The 16,533-nt window shown below is 52.9% G+C and carries 13 protein-coding genes and 1 riboswitch; of the genes, 2 read left to right on the forward strand and 11 right to left on the reverse strand.

Annotated elements, in window-relative coordinates:
* Nucleotides 1-160 precede the first annotated feature (160 nt).
* The 5 genes from gcvP to gcvT form a co-directional block, all read right to left on the reverse strand.
* Nucleotides 161-3,013: an aminomethyl-transferring glycine dehydrogenase gene (gcvP, locus tag DBY97_RS02770; RefSeq protein ID WP_107857343.1), complete on the reverse strand. Its 2,853-nt coding sequence runs from the start codon at nt 3,011-3,013 to the stop codon at nt 161-163.
* Nucleotides 3,014-3,068: 55 nt separating this feature from the next.
* A complete protein-coding gene (locus tag DBY97_RS02775; RefSeq protein WP_107857344.1) occupies nt 3,069-3,620 on the reverse strand; it encodes a DNA-3-methyladenine glycosylase I in 552 nt (183 codons plus the stop codon).
* A gap of 107 nt (nt 3,621-3,727) precedes the next feature.
* Nucleotides 3,728-4,126: a glycine cleavage system protein GcvH gene (gene gcvH, locus DBY97_RS02780; RefSeq protein WP_063068454.1), complete on the reverse strand. Its 399-nt coding sequence runs from the start codon at nt 4,124-4,126 to the stop codon at nt 3,728-3,730.
* Between the two features lie 36 nt (nt 4,127-4,162).
* Nucleotides 4,163-4,702, reverse strand: coding sequence for a hypothetical protein (locus tag DBY97_RS02785; RefSeq protein ID WP_107857465.1), 540 nt, complete (start codon nt 4,700-4,702; stop codon nt 4,163-4,165).
* 147 nt (nt 4,703-4,849) lie between these two features.
* Nucleotides 4,850-5,950 carry a glycine cleavage system aminomethyltransferase GcvT gene (gene gcvT, locus DBY97_RS02795; protein WP_107857345.1) on the reverse strand — a complete coding sequence of 367 codons (1,101 nt, stop codon included), beginning with the start codon at nt 5,948-5,950 and terminating at the stop codon, nt 4,850-4,852.
* Nucleotides 5,951-6,160: 210 nt separating this feature from the next.
* Nucleotides 6,161-6,258, reverse strand: a riboswitch (glycine riboswitch).
* A gap of 207 nt (nt 6,259-6,465) precedes the next feature.
* On the opposite strand from gcvT, the gene ubiB reads away from it, so the two are divergent.
* Complete coding sequence (gene ubiB, locus DBY97_RS02805; protein WP_107857346.1) at nt 6,466-7,977, forward strand: ubiquinone biosynthesis regulatory protein kinase UbiB; 1,512 nt, start codon at nt 6,466-6,468, stop codon at nt 7,975-7,977.
* A gap of 75 nt (nt 7,978-8,052) precedes the next feature.
* Here ubiB and DBY97_RS02810 read toward each other — a convergent pair whose 3' ends face one another.
* The 6 genes from DBY97_RS02810 to DBY97_RS02835 form a co-directional block, all read right to left on the reverse strand.
* Nucleotides 8,053-9,423: a chloride channel protein gene (locus DBY97_RS02810; protein ID WP_107857347.1), complete on the reverse strand. Its 1,371-nt coding sequence runs from the start codon at nt 9,421-9,423 to the stop codon at nt 8,053-8,055.
* Between the two features lie 77 nt (nt 9,424-9,500).
* On the reverse strand, nt 9,501-10,721 hold the full coding sequence (argJ, locus tag DBY97_RS02815; RefSeq protein WP_107857348.1) for a bifunctional glutamate N-acetyltransferase/amino-acid acetyltransferase ArgJ: 1,221 nt from the start codon (nt 10,719-10,721) through the stop codon (nt 9,501-9,503).
* A gap of 42 nt (nt 10,722-10,763) precedes the next feature.
* Entirely contained in the window at nt 10,764-11,462 is a 699-nt protein-coding gene (locus DBY97_RS02820; RefSeq protein WP_432760703.1) for an LrgB family protein, read from the reverse strand.
* Nucleotides 11,462-11,806 (reverse strand): CidA/LrgA family protein, encoded by a 345-nt coding sequence (locus DBY97_RS02825; RefSeq protein ID WP_004519538.1) that lies wholly within the window; start codon nt 11,804-11,806, stop codon nt 11,462-11,464. The genes DBY97_RS02820 and DBY97_RS02825 overlap by 1 nt, the downstream gene beginning before the upstream one ends.
* A 185-nt stretch (nt 11,807-11,991) precedes the next feature.
* Nucleotides 11,992-12,738 carry a HesA/MoeB/ThiF family protein gene (locus tag DBY97_RS02830; protein WP_199900733.1) on the reverse strand — a complete coding sequence of 249 codons (747 nt, stop codon included), beginning with the start codon at nt 12,736-12,738 and terminating at the stop codon, nt 11,992-11,994.
* 49 nt (nt 12,739-12,787) lie between these two features.
* The gene (locus tag DBY97_RS02835) at nt 12,788-13,252 is read right to left on the reverse strand and encodes a cyclic pyranopterin monophosphate synthase MoaC (RefSeq protein ID WP_107857350.1); all 465 of its coding nucleotides are present in this window, start codon (nt 13,250-13,252) and stop codon (nt 12,788-12,790) included.
* Between the two features lie 187 nt (nt 13,253-13,439).
* Here DBY97_RS02835 and ppc point away from each other — a divergent pair, with 187 nt between their 5' ends.
* Entirely contained in the window at nt 13,440-16,142 is a 2,703-nt protein-coding gene (ppc, locus tag DBY97_RS02840; protein WP_107857351.1) for a phosphoenolpyruvate carboxylase, read from the forward strand.
* Nucleotides 16,143-16,533: the final 391 nt, after the last annotated feature.

Consider the following 16,533-nt stretch of genomic DNA (forward strand, 5'->3'; position numbering starts at 1 on the left):
GCAAACAAAGGCATTCGCCGTCTATCTTTCCGAATGCCTTATTTGTTGTTTTACCAAAAACAAATGTACGTTCTCGGGCGGAATATCTTAACAAACAAAAGGCCATCTGAAAACTATTTTCATTTTCAGACGGCCTGTTCAATTTTAAACCTATTCAGGCTTAATCTTCGTATGCGTCAATCGGCAAGCAGGAGCAAACCAGATTGCGGTCGCCATACACTTCATCTACCCGTTTAACACTCGGCCAGAATTTGTGTTCGCGGACGAACGGCAATGGGAAGACGGCTTCTTCGCGGGAGTACGGATGCGCCCATTCGCCGGTTACATCTGCGGCGGTATGCGGAGCGTTGACCAGCGGATTGTCCTCTTTCGGCCATTCGCCGCGCTCGACTTTCAGTACTTCCTGTTTAATTTGTTTCAGGGCGGCGATGAAGCGGTCGAGTTCAGCTTTGCTTTCGCTCTCGGTCGGTTCGATCATCAGCGTGCCGGCAACAGGGAAGGAAACCGTCGGCGCGTGGAAGCCATAGTCCATCAGGCGTTTGGCGATGTCGGTTTCTGTGATGCCGCTTTCGGCTTTGAGCGGACGCAAATCGACGATACATTCGTGCGCGACGCGGCCGTTTTTGCCTGTATACAGAATCGGATATTCTTCACTCAGGCGTTTGGCAACGTAGTTGGCGTTGAGCAATGCCCAGCGTGTCGCCTGTTCCATGCCTTGTTTGCCCATCATGGTCAGGTACATCCAAGTAATCGGCAGGATGGACGCAGAACCGAAGGCCGCAGCAGCAACGGCGGTTTGATCGGCACTGGCGCTGTGGGTGTCGGTCAAAGCGTGTCCCGGTGCAAACGGGGCAAGGTGGGCTTTCAAACCGATAGGGCCGACGCCTGGACCGCCGCCGCCGTGAGGGATACAGAAGGTTTTGTGCAGGTTCATGTGCAATACGTCCGCACCGACTTCGGCAGGCTGCATGATGCCGATTTGGGCGTTGAGGTTGGCGCCGTCCATGTAAACCTGTCCGCCGTTTTCATGGATGATGCGGCAGATGTCGCGGATGCCTTCTTCGTACACGCCGTGGGTGGACGGGTAAGTAATCATGATGGCGGACAAAGCGTCGCGGTATTGCTCGGCTTTGGCTTTCAAATCGTCGATGTTGACGTTGCCGTGTTCGTCGGTATCGACAACGACGACTTTCAAACCCAGCATAGCGGCAGTCGCAGGGTTGGTGCCGTGGGCGGATTTGGGAATCAGGCAGATGTTGCGGTGTCCCTCGCCGTTGGCTTCTTGATAGCGGCGGATGGAGAGCATGCCGCTGTATTCGCCCTGCGCGCCGGAATTGGGCTGGAAGGAAATCGCGTCAAAGCCGGTGATGGCTTTCAGGCTGTTTTCCATATCAGCAAGCAATTCGCGGTAGCCGGCGGTTTGCGCTTCAGGAGCGTAAGGGTGGATGTCGGTGAACTCTGCCCAAGTAATCGGCAACATTTCCGCAGTCGCATTGAGCTTCATGGTACAGCTGCCCAATGAAATCATGCTGCGGTTCATCGCCAAGTCGCGGTCTTCGAGTTTTTTCAGGTAGCGCAACATTTCGTGTTCGGTGTGGTAACTGTTGAACACAGGATGTTGCAGAATGTCGTCTTGACGCAGCAATTCTGCATTCAGACGGCCTTTGACGTCATCGGCAAATGCGAACGTATCCTTGCCGGTAAACGCGCGGTACAAATCAACCAAATCTTCGTATGCCGATGTTTCATGGAATGCAGCCGCAACTTGAGTATCGTTGACGCGGCGCAGGTTGTAACCCGACGCCAAAGCAGCGGCAAACACTTGGTCTGCTTTCTCTTTGCTGCCGAAATCGACGGTAACGGTATCGAAGAAGACTTTGTGAACCACATTCAGGCCGTCTGAAACCAGCGCATCGGCAAAGGCAGAAGCCAACGCATGGATACGGTTGGCAATGCGTTTCACGCCTTCAGGACCGTGGTAAACGGCATACATACCGGCCAAGTTCGCCAGCAATGCCTGTGCGGTACAAATATTGGATGTCGCTTTTTCGCGGCGGATGTGTTGCTCGCGTGTGGACAAGGCCATGCGCAAGGCAGGTTTGCCCGATGCGTCTTTGGATACGCCGATGATACGCCCCGGGGCAGAACGTTTGAACTCATCTTTAAACGCGAAATAAGCAGCGTGCGGACCACCGAAGCCCATCGGCACACCGAAGCGTTGGGTATTGCCCAAGGCAATATCTGCACCCAATTCAGCCGGAGACTTCAGCAAAACCAAGCTCATGATGTCGGCGGCAACGGCCACAATTGTGCCTTTGGCTTTCAGACGGCCGATAACGTCCTGCAAGTCTTGCACGTCGCCGTCTTTACCAACGTATTGAAACAGCGCGCCGAAGTATTCGCCGTCATCAGCTTGGGCAAAATCGCCGACCACCAGTTCAAAACCGAAATATTTGGCGCGGGTTTTCATCACGTCCAAAGTTTGCGGATACACGCGCGCATCCACAAAGAAACGCTCAGATTTCACTTTGCCCACGCGGTGCGCCATTGCCATCGCTTCAGCGGCGGCAGTCGCCTCGTCCAACAAAGATGCGCCTGCCACAGGAAAACCGGTCAAATCGATACACACTTGTTGGAAGTTCAACAAAGCTTCCAAACGACCTTGGGCAATTTCCGCCTGATATGGGGTGTAGGCGGTATACCAACCCGGATTTTCCAATACGTTGCGCAAAATCACGTTCGGAACGCGGGTCGGATAATAACCCAAACCGATATAGGATTTGTTGATCACGTTTTTCGACGCAATGCCTTTCAATTTCGCCAACGCGTCCGCCTCGGTCAAAGCCTCAGGCAAATCGAGTTCGGACGGCATACGGATGCTTTGCGGCACGGTATTGCCGACAAAATCGTCCATGCTCTTCTCGCCGAGCGCTTCCAAAAGCGCAGCCTCGTCGCCAAAGCTCAAATGGCGCGCGGCAAATTCGTTCGGGTTGAACAATTCAGATAGTTTCATTTCTACTCCTTCGGTGTTATCGATATCAACACTGTTTTTTCTTGCAGATGTTGTTTCAGACGGCCTCCGCCCACTTTGGACGACATGCCAATATTTCCCTATAAACCGGACAGGTTTCCACATGCGCGCCGGGCAGGTAGCCGGTACTCATCAGAAATTCGCCGACTATTTCGCCGCCGACAAATTTGAAATGTTTTTTAAACAACTTCACCCATTCAGCCTTGTCGAGCGGATGGTGTGTATCCAACCAGTTTTTGAATGAGCCGTACTCTTGCTGTATTTGTTTGATTTGTCGCGCGTTATAAATGGCTGCGTTGATTTTCAGGCGGTTGCGGACGATGCCTGCATCGGCAAGCAGCCGCTCAATATCGGCTTCATCAAATGCGGCGACCGTATCGATGTCAAAACCTTTAAATGCCGTCTGAAATGCCTGCTGCTTCTTCAGCATCAGCGTCCAGCTCAATCCTGCCTGATTGATTTCCAACACCAGCCGCTCAAACAATTCATTGTCGTCCTCAATCGGAAAACCGTATTGCGTGTCGTGATAATGTTTGTTGGGGTTGTCCGTATCTTCAGGAAGCGTGTCGACAAATTCGCAGTAATTCATAATTATTGAGGGGAAATTGAAACAAAGGCCGTCTGAAAGCATTTTTCAGACGACCTAAGACCTGCAATATCAAACAGGCGCAAAACCTGTTTGGATGTTTGCAAAAATCAAGCTACTTCGCCTGCGTATTGTTCGGCAGTCAGCAGACCGTCGTAATCGGCAGGGTTGGCAGGTTTGATTTTGAAGAACCAGCCTGCGCCGTAAGGATCGCTGTTGGCAGTTTCCGGAGCGCTTGGCAAATCTTCGTTAACGGCAACGATTTCGCCTGCAATCGGAGCGTATACGTCAGATGCGGCTTTTACAGACTCAACCACACCGGCTTGCTCTTCGGCAGCCAGGTTTGCGCCGACTTCTGGCAGCTCGACAAACACGATGTCGCCCAACAGCTCTTGCGCGTGGTGGGTAATGCCGACGGTGATGGTACCGTCTTCTTCAAGGCGCAGCCATTCGTGGCTGGCAACGTATTTCAGTTCTGCTGGGATGTTGCTCATGGTTTGATACTCCATTGATAGGGGGTTATTTTCAGACGGCATCTGCTCAGCTTAGCGTGCGCAGATACCTCGTGCGATTAATTCTTCCAAGCGTCCGTAATGGACGGCAATCATATTGTTTTTATCTTGTTCCAATTTTTGCTTTTGGGCGGAAGGAAGTTTAGGGGATGCAGAATAATCCAAATATACTTCGTTTATCTTGCGCTTGTTACTTGCCATTACGCCGCTTGCGCGGAATACAACGATTCCTTGTTTGGAACTCATATTGTCTGCAACGGCAATCTTCAGGCCTTTGCTGCGGTAATCTGCACAAATGCCTGTAACTGCCGATACTTTATCCACTTCAACTGTGCCCGCATAACGGCTGAACGCAAACAGAGTAAATGATTTCGTTTGCGACAATGATTTCAGGTCGGAAGCACGGCTTCTACCCTTATTATCTTGCACGGCAATACTCAAATCATTATTCATGCGGATAATATCAAGAGCATATTCCCCGTCTATCATCACCTCGCCGGCAATTTTTCCATTGCCGCCAACGGTTTTCATAAATGTTGCAGTACGGGATTTTCCTTCTGTATCGAAAAACATCAATCCGCGCTCGCCGGCAGACGAAGCGCAAGCCGATAACATCAATAACAACAATAAACTGCCAAAGGTTGCTTTCATAGGAAATAACAATTCCTTAAAACCTGCTTTCAGACGGCCCTTAACAAATAAAGGCCGTCTGAACCGATATTAATCAAACTGTTTTTGACCGTTGCGGACAAACGGCAGCTTCAGTACGCGTACGTCTACTTCTTTGCCGCGAATCAGGACTTTGGCGGTATCGCCGTCAAAGTCTTTCGGTACGCGTGCGATGGCGATGGATTGTTTCAGACTTGGAGAGAATACGCCGCTGGTGGTTTCGCCTTGGCCTTTATCGGTCAACACTTCCATATGCGCGCGCAGGATGCCGCCTTTTTCGAGTAACAAGCCAACCTGTTTGACGGCAACGCCTTTTTCTTTCAATGCCAGCAATGCGGCTTTGCCGACGAAATCGCGGCTTTCGTCTTTCAAGTCAACGGTCCAACCCATGCCTGCTTCAAGCGGGCTGGTGTTGTCGTCCATATCGTTGCCGTAGAGGTTCATACCGGCTTCCATGCGCAAGGTATCGCGTGCGCCGAGGCCGCAAGGCTGTACGCCTGCTGCTTGCAGGGCTTTGAAGAATGCGACGGCTTCAGTGCCCGGCAGAATCACTTCAACGCCGTCTTCGCCGGTATAGCCGGTGCGTGCGACAAACCAGTCGTTGCCCAAATCCGCGCCTTGGAACGGTTTGAGGTTATGGACGACATCCGCCCATTCAGGTTTGACGGTCAGGAGTTTTTCGATGGCTTTCGGGCCTTGTACGGCAAGCATGCCGAGGTCGTAGCGCGGATTGAAGGCAACGCCGAACTCTTGTCCGACTTTGTGAAATTGCGCCGTGTCTTTTTCTCGGGTCGCGCCGTTGGACACGATGCGGTATTGGGTTTCGGCCTCGTTGGTGCGGTAAACGATTAAGTCGTCAATCACGCCGCCGTTGTCGTTGAGCAAAGCGGAATAAAGGGCTTTGCCGACAAAAGCGAGTTTGGCGACATCGTTGGCGATCAATTTGCGGAAAAAGGCTTTGGCATTTGCGCCTGCTACGTCGGTAACGAGCATATGGGATACGTCAAACATACCGGCGTCGGTGCGCACGGCTTCGTGTTCGGCGATTTGTGAACCATAATGGATGGGCAGCTCCCAGCCGGCAAAATCTACCAGCTTCGCGCCTGCATCTTGATGGGCTTGATGAAATGGGGTGGTTTTCAGAGCAGTCATTCTCAAGTTTCTCCGGATTTTTTGTTCAGATGCCGCCCGCGCACCTATGCGCGGATGACCCTATCTGTCCTTGAACCTGAGATTTTCGGCCGTATCCGCATGATGGCAAACCAGTCTGCTCACTGCTTTGCGCGGTTGTCTGAATGGTGGTTCAGACGGCCTTCTCCCCTTCGGTGGACGTTATTCCAACGCCGCTCTCCAGATTGTTTGTTTCAATGTGCAGTCCCTGATACCTGAGCGATTTAAGGGTGTCTGCGCCTTCGGTGGTTACATTGTAGTTGGGTGTAACACTCTCCTGCACATTTCCCGATTATGTCTTGAATCGGCGGTTTGGGCAAGTAGCCGACGAATATTTATGATGTGAATATTCATCTTTATTATTGGGGCGGCAAAATCTGAGCCTTTATAAAATTGTTAGCAATGCGGCAAATGTTTTTGCAAAAGTCTCAGGCCGTCTGAAGCCCTTACCCGTTTTTCCTATATAATTCTGTTTTTTCGATTTATCTGCGTCCATCATGAACCGCCTCAAACGCATTAAAACCATCCTCTGCACGCTCTACCGCTACCGCCTTGCCGAGCTGATTGCCTCGCTGGTCCGTCCGGGTTGGGCGCGGACTTTCCTCAATATGCTGCCGCAGTCGTCCAAGTTCAAACACGAGATGCCTGCCGTGCGCCTGCGTTTGGCTTTGGAAAGCCTGGGGCCGATTTTCATCAAATTCGGACAGGTATTGTCCACGCGCCCAGATTTGATTCCGCATGATTACGCGGTCGAACTGGCAAGGCTGCAAGACAAAGTGCCGCCGTTTGACGCGCAGCTTTCGCGTTCGCAAATCGAAAAATCACTGGGACAATCCATCGACACTTTATACGCGGAATTTGAAACAGAGCCTGTCGCCAGCGCATCCATCGCCCAGGTACACAAAGCCCGCCTGCATTCGGGCGAACAAGTCGCCGTGAAAGTCTTGCGCCCCAACCTTTTGCCCGTTATCGAACAGGATTTGTCGCTGATGCGCTTTGGTGCAGGCTGGGTGGAACGTTTGTTTTCAGACGGCAAGCGTTTGAAACCGCGCGAAGTGGTGGCCGAATTTGACAAATACCTGCACGACGAATTGGATTTGATGCGCGAAGCCGCCAATGCCAGCCAGCTCGGACGCAATTTCCAAAACAGCAATATGCTGATTGTGCCGAAGGTGTTTTACGACTACTGCACCAGCGACGTACTGACCATCGAATGGATGGACGGCACGCCGGTATCCGATATCGCCAAACTCAAAGCCGACGGCATTGATTTGCACAAACTTGCCGATTACGGCGTGGAAATCTTCTTCACGCAAGTCTTCCGCGACGGCTTTTTCCATGCGGATATGCACCCCGGCAATATCTTGGTCGCCGCCGACAACCGCTACATCGCCCTCGATTTCGGCATCGTCGGCACGTTGACCGACTACGACAAACGCTATCTCGCCATCAACTTCCTCGCCTTCTTCAACCGCGATTACCACCGCGTCGCTACCGCCCACATCGAATCGGGTTGGGTGCCTGCCGATACGCGTGCGGAAGAATTGGAAGCCGCCGTCCGCGCCGTGTGCGAGCCTGTGTTCAACAAACCGATTTCGCAGATTTCCTTCGGCTTGGTGCTGATGCGCCTGTTTGAAGTCAGCCGCCGCTTCAATGTCGAAATCCAACCGCAGTTGGTATTGCTGCAAAAAACGCTGCTCAACATCGAAGGCTTGGGCCGCCAGCTTGATCCCGATTTGGATTTGTGGAAAACCGCCAAACCGTTTTTGGTGCGTTGGATGAACGAACAGGTCGGCCCCAAAGCCCTTTGGCGCAACCTCAAAAACGAAGCCCCCGACTGGGCGCAAATCATTCCTTCCCTGCCGCGTAAAATCAGTGCGCTGGTTGACGAAAACCGTCAGCAGGAAATGCGCGATGCCTATGTACATTTGGTCAAAGTACAGCAACGCCAAAGCCTGTGGCTGGGTGTCATTGCGGTTGTTTTGTTGCTGATTTTGCTGTTTAAGTAAACCGTAACACAGCTTTAAACGACATAACAAAGGCCATCTGAAATTTAGTTTTCAGACGGCCTTTTATATGCCAATCTATTCTTTTTTCTCGTGCTGAACATATCCGCTTTCGGCTTCAATATGCCGTCTGAAGCGCAAACCTGCGGCATGGTAAAACGGATGCGGCGAGAATTGGCGCGAGACTTGCGAAGCGAAGATGCAAGTCAGCAGCATCCAAAACAATAAATTCTGTCCGCCCGTCATTTCCATTACCACCACGGCGGCGGTCAACGGCGATTGGGTCGCGGCGGCAAGAAATGCGGCCATGCAGAGCAAAACCGCGACATTGGACGCGTCGCCCAGTTGCGCGAAAGAAGCCATGTGTTCGCCTATCATCGCGCCGATGGTTAACGATGGCGTAAAGATACCGCCGGGAATGCCTGCCCAATAGCTGAACACAGTTGCCGCCCATTTTGCTGCGGCCAAGCCGAACGGCGCTTCATACGCGCCTTTAAGAGCGGCTGCGGCTTCGTGATAGCCCGTGCCATAGGTTTTGCCTTGATAAAACGTACCGAGCAGCGCCAGCAAAATACCCATTGCAAAGGCGACCACCAACAAATGACGGCGGATGAAACTGCGCCAGCGTACCGGCGCGAATGCCGCCGCACCGCGATACAAAAAGCTGCCGAACAATCCGCCTGCCACGCCGCAGACGATGCCCGACACCGCAGCCCACATCAGCATGTTCGGCAACTCGTGTCCTTGAAACCCTGAAAAATATGGGTTGTTGCCCTGTATCGCCACTTGAATGAAGCCGGCCGCCAACACGCCCATCAGGATTTGGCGTTCCCAACGCAAAATCACGCCGCGCCCCAATTCTTCGATGGCAAAGACCACGCCTGCCAAAGGCGCATTAAACGCCGCCGCCAAACCGCCGGCCGCGCCTGCGGCAATCAAATCGTTTTCCTGCATGCCCCTAAACGCCAGCCCGTGCTTTTTACACCACGCGCCCCAAGCGTTCATGACCGCCGCACCCACTTGTACAGACGGCCCTTCCCTGCCAATCGACGCCCCCAAAATCATGCCCAAAAACGTCAGCGGAATCTTAAAAAAGGTTTCACCCAGACGAATCAAACGGGTTTTCTGCGCACCATAAGGCAAAGACAAAGAAGCGATGACCTGCGGAATACCGCTGCCGGAAGTGTACGGCGCAAATTTACGCGTAAACCATGCCAAAATCGGCAAACCCAGCGGCAAAGCCACCCACGCAAACCACGGATATTTCCCCACCAGCAAAGCGTTCCATTCCAAAGCCAAATCTGCCAAGTACGCAAACAGCAAAGCCGTCAGGGCAACCAACGCCGAGCCTGCCAGCAAAAACAGAAAAGCCATGCTTTTTTTCGACAGGCGTTTGGTTTGGCGGATTTTGTGGGCGAGGCGCGCCGCCCAAGTCTGTGGAAATTTCATAATAGGCACGCAGTCAATGTGTTCAGACGGCCTTGATACTTTTCTCAAAGGCCGTCTGAAAACAAGGATAAAGGTTTTTAAGAACGGTAATCCGCGTTAATCGACACATACTCGTGCGACAAATCGCAGGTATAGACGGCTGCCGTCGTATCGCCGCGTTGCAAATCAATGCGGACGGTGATTTCCGGACGGTTCATCACAGCCTGTCCTGCTTCTTCGGTATAGCTTTCCGCGCGGCCGCCGTTTTCGGCCACCAACACGTCATCCAGCCACATTTTTAAAGCATCGACGTCCAAGTCTTCAATACCGGCGTAGCCGACGGCTGCCAACAGACGGCCCAAGTTCGGGTCGGAGGCAAAGAAAGCGGTTTTCACCAAAGGCGAATGGGCGACGGCATAAGCCACTTTGCGCGCCTCTTCGCGGGTTTTCGCGTTTTGCACTTCAACCGTGATGAACTTGGTCGCACCCTCGCCATCACGGACAATCGCCTGCGCCAGCTCCAAAGCCAGCGAACCGAGCAAGGCTTTGAGCTGCGCATAGCGCGGATCGGCGGTATTGTCGATTTCGCTCTGACCGCAACGGCCTGTCGCCATAATGACGAAGCTGTCGTTGGTACTGGTATCGCCGTCCACGGTAATCGTATTGAAGCTCTCATCTGCGATTTCTTGCGTCATCAGCTGCAAAATCGGTTGGGACACTTTGGCATCAGTGGCGATAAACGACAACATGGTCGCCATATTCGGATGAATCATGCCCGAACCTTTGGCGATGCCGGTAGCGCGGACTGTGTGTTTTTCGCCGACCAAGCCTGTGCGTGAAGCGGCTTTCGGTACAGTATCCGTCGTCATGATGGCACGAGCCGCATCCGACCAGAATGCAGGGCGCACTTGCGGCAAAGCGGCCACGATTTTATCCACAGGCAGCGGCTCCAAAATCACGCCGGTCGAAAACGGCATAATCTGATTGGATTGGCAGCCGACCTGTTCCGCCGCCGCCGCGCACACTTTAATCGCGTCCAGACGGCCTTGTGCGCCGGTACCCGCATTGGCATTGCCCGTATTGATAACTAAGGCACACACGCCGTCTTGGTCAAACAGATGCGACTTGGCGATATGCACCGGCGCGGCGCAGAAACGGTTTTGCGTAAACGCCGCGCCCACCGTATGTCCGCCGCCCAACACCATCAGCGTCAAATCGTCGCGGTCTTGTTGCTTGATGCCGGCACGACCTGTAAACAGACGGATGCCGTCGATTTCCAACAATTCGTCTGCACGTTTTTCAGTCAAATTTACAGCCATATCATTTTCTCCTGTTTACACTATTTTCAGACGGCCTAAACGCTATACGCCCAATAAGGGAATCAAGATAGGCACCAATACCGCCGTCAATACGCCGTTGAGCGTCAAGCCCAAGCCGGCATATGCGGCCATACGGCGGCCGTATTCCAAAGACGCCGCAATACCCATCGCATGTGAGGCCGTACCCAAAGACATTCCCACTGAAGAAGGCATATACAACGTCCCTTTCAACACTTTATATCCGGCCATCTGTCCAAAAAGTCCGGCAATAATCACCGTTGCCGCCGTAATCGCCGGAATACCGCCGATAGACGCCGTGATTTCGATCGCAATCGGGTTGGTCACAGATTTGGAAGCCAGCGACAAAATCACTTCGCGCGAAGCGCCCAGCCATTTGGCAAAATACACGCCCGTAACAATGCCTATCACGCTACCCGCCAACTGCGACAGCACCACCGGCAACCACTGGCTGCGGATACGGTCCCAATTTCGATAAAGCGGCACCGCCAGCAACACGACTGCCGGTTTCAACCAAAAATCAATAAAGTGCGAAGCAGAATGGTACAGCTCGTAATCGATGGCAAATACTTTCAAATAACCCATCAACACCAGCGTACTGATCAATACCGGATTACACAGCACATTCCCCGTGCGCGCCCGAATCTGCACCGCCAAAGCATATACGGCCAAAGTCAGGAACAGCATGACCGAGGGCATGCGCAACAGCCCGTCTATGTTCATCACATCCACCTCCTGACCCACTCATGCACTTTGCCGGTCACCAACAATACGCAGATCGTACTGCCGATTGTGGCCGTCAGAATCGAAAACCAGTCGTTTGCAATCACGTCCAAATAGCTGATGACGGCCACGCAAGGCGGCACCAAAAACAAAGTCAGGTTTGCCATCAAAATATCTGCCAGTTCTCCCACCCAAGACAATTTGACCCAGCCGGCCTGAAGCGCAGCAAACAGCAAAGCCATACCGACAATACTGCCCGGCAGTTTCAACCCCAAAATCCAAACGGCCGCCTCGCCCAAAGCCAGGCAACCCAATACCACCAATAAGGCACGAATAATATTCATTAAGCCGGTTTCTCCTTATCCTTTTTCAGACGGCCTCAAAAAATTTATTAATCATTGAATCATATCGTGCCACAGGCCGTCTGAAAAGGGAAGAAACGCCTTCCTTCAAGTTTAATGAAAGATAAGTATGATTACTCTAGTGGGTTGCTTAGGCAATGTCGAAACCCCTACCCTGCTTTTTGTCTTTAACGGCCGCCGCAAACCGAGCATTCGGGATTGTGTCTCACCCCGTATTGCTGCCATTTTCCGCTCAACGCGTTATAGGTAGAAAGTTTGCCGTGCGACGGCGCACCGATACCGATCAGTACTTTGAGCGCTTCGGCGGCTTGGGTCGTTCCGATAACGCCGACCAATGGCGAAAAAACGCCGAACAATGCACAAGCGCCGTCGCTGGCTTGTTCGCCGTCAAACAGGCAGGCATAGCAGGGCGTATCGGGAAGATCGGGACGGTACACGGCAATTTGTCCATCAAAGCCGACGGCTGCGGCGGAAACCAAAGGCGTGTGCGTGGCAACGGCGGCGCGGTTGACCGCCTGGCGTGTGGGATAATTGTCGGAACAATCGAGGATGATGTCGGCGGCGTTTGCCAATTCGACAAGCTTGGCCTCATCGAGAAATTCGGCAATGGCCGTAATGTGTGTTTGGCTGTTGATTTGTTTCAGACGGCCTTGCATGACCAAAGCTTTGTTTTTGCCGATGTCGGCTTCGGTAAACGTGATTTGGCGTTGAAGGTTGGTCTCGTCGATGGTATCGGCATCGGCAATCGTCAGGCGGCCGATACCGGCGGCGACAAGATACGGCAAGGCCGCCGCACCCAGCCCGCCGCAACCGACAACGAGCACATGGGCGGCCAAGAGTTTTTCTTGGCCTTCGATACCGATTTCATCAAGCAGGATATGGCGGCTGAACCGCAAGAGTTGTTGATCGTTCATCATAACAATAAGGCCGTCTGAAACCCAACGTTCAGACGGCCTGAGTGATTTAGAAATTAATATTTTCGTATGCGTTGTCAAACAGGAAAGGACGGCCTTCGCTGCTGGTTTCGGATTCGAGGCGGATGCCGCTGAGCATCATATTGCGGTCAACGTCTTTCATCATGTCGTAAACGCTCAAGAGCGCCAAATTGAGGCCGGTCAGGGCTTCGGTGGCAATGCTGCCATTGCTGTGCGCTTGGACGGTCAATGTGGCCTTCAGGCAGGCCAGCTCAACGTTAATATCGAAATCAACCTGCACGCCGATGATGCGGCCGGGCAGGTGCAGCGGAATCAGGTTGCCGCTTTGTTTGATATTTTGAATGGCGGCAACGCGGGCGATGGTCAGGATACTTGCCTTTTCGGTGGCATTCTCTATCAACACCCGTATCGCCTGCTGGCTCATGTTGATGGTGCCGACGGCGACGGCGGTGTGTTGCTCAGGAAAATCGGGCTGGTTGGGAAATTCGATCATGGGTTTCTCGCCTCTGTTTTGATGGGCAATATTTTACGGCATTTTACAGACACCGGCCACGCGGCAGATACGGACGGCTGTTTTCCGGTTTGAAATGTATCGGACGGCAGCATTGGCAGTTTACAAAAATTTGCTATACAATGGATTCGGGACAAACCCAAATTAACATTTAAATAAGAGAAAAATCATGCAACTGCATATCTTAAACAATCCCAAAGATGCCGCTTTGGCAGCGGATGCGGAATTTTTAAAACAGTCTCTTTTCAATCTGCTGCATGAGGAAGCGTCGCCCTTGGTGGTCGAAACCGTTAAGTTATTATCGACTTCAGACGACAGCGCTGCCTTGATTGAAAAGGTGTTGCCGCAATTAGATGAACAACAAACTCACGATTTAACCTTGGCCTGCGGCCTGTTCGCACAGATTTTGAACATCGCCGAAGACGTGCACCACGAACGCCGCCGCCAAATCCACGAAGAGGCCGGACACAACAGTGCCGAAGGCAGCCTGACGGAAACCGTGCGTAAACTCAAAGCCGGAAAAGTCAACGGCAAAGCAGTGCAACAACAACTGGACAATACAGTCGTTACCGCCGTTTTGACCGCGCACCCGACTGAAGTGCAACGCCAAACCGTCTTGAGCTTCAACCGCCGCATCCGCGCGCTGCTGCCGCAACGCGAACGCTGCACTAATCCTGATGCGCTGGCTCAGTTGCGCCGCGAAATCGACACAGTCCTTTTGGGCTTGTGGCAGACCAGCGAAACGCGCCGCCACAAACTCAGCGTCAACGACGAGATCAACAACGGCGTATCCATCTTCCCAATGAGCTTCTTTGAAGCCCTGCCCAAACTCTACCGCACAATGGAACGTGATTTTCAGACGGCCTATCCCGGCGTCCGCGTTCCAAATATCCTTAAAATCGGCGGCTGGATCGGCGGCGACCGCGACGGCAACCCGTTCGTTTCTGCCGAAACCTTGCGTTTTGCGTTCAGACGGCATGCCGACGCAGTGTTCCGTTTCTATCGCGGCGAACTCGACAAACTCTACCGCGAACTGCCGCTCTCCATCCGCCGCGTCAAAGTCAACGATGACGTGATGGCATTGGCCGCCCTCTCGCCTGACGAAGAAATCGCCCGTACCGAAGAACCCTACCGCCGCGCCATCGCCTACATCATGGCACGCGCCATGGGCAAGGCACGCTCACTCGGTTTGGGCATGGGCTGCAAATTCGGCTTCCTCGAGCCTTATGCCACGGTTGAAGAGTTCCTCAACGACCTGAAAAAACTGCAACGCTCGCTCCAGGAAAACGGCAGCCAACTGCTGGCAGAAGGCCGTCTGGCCAATATTATCCGCAGCGTGTCCGTGTTCGGCTTCCACATGATGCCACTCGACCTGCGCCAACACGCAGGCAAACACGCCGATGTGGTTGCCGAGCTTTTCCAACACGCAGGCTTGGAAGACTACAACAGCCTGAACGAAGAACAAAAACAAGCCGCCCTGTTGCGAGAATTGAGCCATCAACGTCCGCTGTACAGCCCGTTCATCACATACAGCGACCATACCCGCCACGAATTGGCAATTTTCAACGAAGCGCGCAAAATCAAAGACGAATTTGGCGAAGATGCCGTTACACAAAGCATTATTTCCAACTGCGAACAACCCAGCGACCTGCTCGCCTTGGCATTGCTGCTGAAAGAAAGCGGCCTGTTGGTGGTGGAAAACGGCAAACCGCACAGCCGCATCAACATCGTGCCTCTGTTTGAAACCATCGAAGCACTCGAAAACGCCTGTCCGGTCATGGAAACCATGTTCCGCCTCGACTGGTATGATGCCCTGCTCGAAAGCCGCGGCAACATCCAAGAAATCATGCTCGGCTACTCCGACTCCAACAAAGACGGCGGCTACGTTACCAGCTCATGGTGTCTGTATCAGGCAGAGTTGGGCTTGGTCGAACTCTTCAAAAAATACGATGTCCGTATGCGCTTGTTCCACGGCCGCGGCGGCAGCGTAGGTCGCGGCGGCGGCCCATCTTACCAAGCCATTTTGGCGCAACCTGCGGGCAGTGTTGCCGGACAAATCCGCATTACCGAGCAAGGCGAAGTCATTACCGCCAAATACGCCGACCCGGGCAATGCCCAACGCAACTTGGAAACCTTGGTTGCCGCGACTTTGGAAGCCAGCATCCTGCCGGATAAAAAAGACCCTGATGCCAAACTGATGCAGGATTTGTCGGACGTATCGTTCAAATACTACCGCGAACTGATTACCCACCCCGACTTCATCGACTACTTCCTGCAAACCAGCCCGATTCAGGAAATCGCCACCCTCAACCTCGGCAGCCGTCCCGCCAGCCGCAAAACCTTGGCGCGGATTCAGGACTTGCGTGCAATTCCGTGGGTATTCTCATGGATGCAAAACCGCCTCATGCTACCGGCTTGGTACGGTTTCGGCAGCGCAGTGGAAACCTTGTGCGAAGGCAAACCCGAAACGCTCGCCGCCCTGCGCGAACACGCCCAAAGCAACCCATTCTTCCAAGCCATGCTCTCCAATATGGAACAAGTGATGGCAAAAACCGACATCACCTTGGCGGAAAACTATGCCGGCTTGAGCGAATCGCCCGATAAAGCAAAAGTGATCTTCGGCATGATCAAAGAAGAATACCAACGCAGCCGCAAAGCACTGCTCGACCTGCTGCAAACCGAAGAGCTCCTGCGCGACAACCGCAGCCTCGCCCGTTCGCTTGCCTTGAGGATTCCATACCTGAACGCCCTCAACGGCCTGCAAGTCGCCATGCTCAAACGCCTGCGCAAAGAGCCCGACAATCCGCACGCCCTGCTGATGGTTCACCTGACCATCAACGGCGTGGCGCAAGGTTTGCGTAATACCGGTTAAGTCAGTACGGAAAAAAGGCCGTCTGAAACAGTTTTTCAGACGGCCTTTAAACTAACTGCGAACCGCGGCAAAGTATTTACCCAAAAACTCCATACTGTTTCTCAACCTGCTTGCCACTCTGACCCTATTCATTTAACTTACCCTGTATTTCAGACTATTTGGAGAAATAGCAGATAACCCTCTGCTAAATCAATATGTTCACTTAAGTATGGCAACTGCTTCAGCATGGTGGATGGTCGACCTACTGACACGCGGCACTACCCCATATCGCCGCACAATAAGCTTTCAGACAACCCTAAGGCCGTCTGAAAAACAAAAACATCTCACACCAAGGCAACTATCAATATGTTTGACATCGTATTTATCTTGTTATTCGGCAGGCTTCAGCCCC

The organism is Neisseria subflava (genome assembly GCF_003044645.1).
In the GTDB taxonomy this organism is placed as follows: Bacteria; Pseudomonadota; Gammaproteobacteria; order Burkholderiales; family Neisseriaceae; genus Neisseria; species Neisseria subflava_B.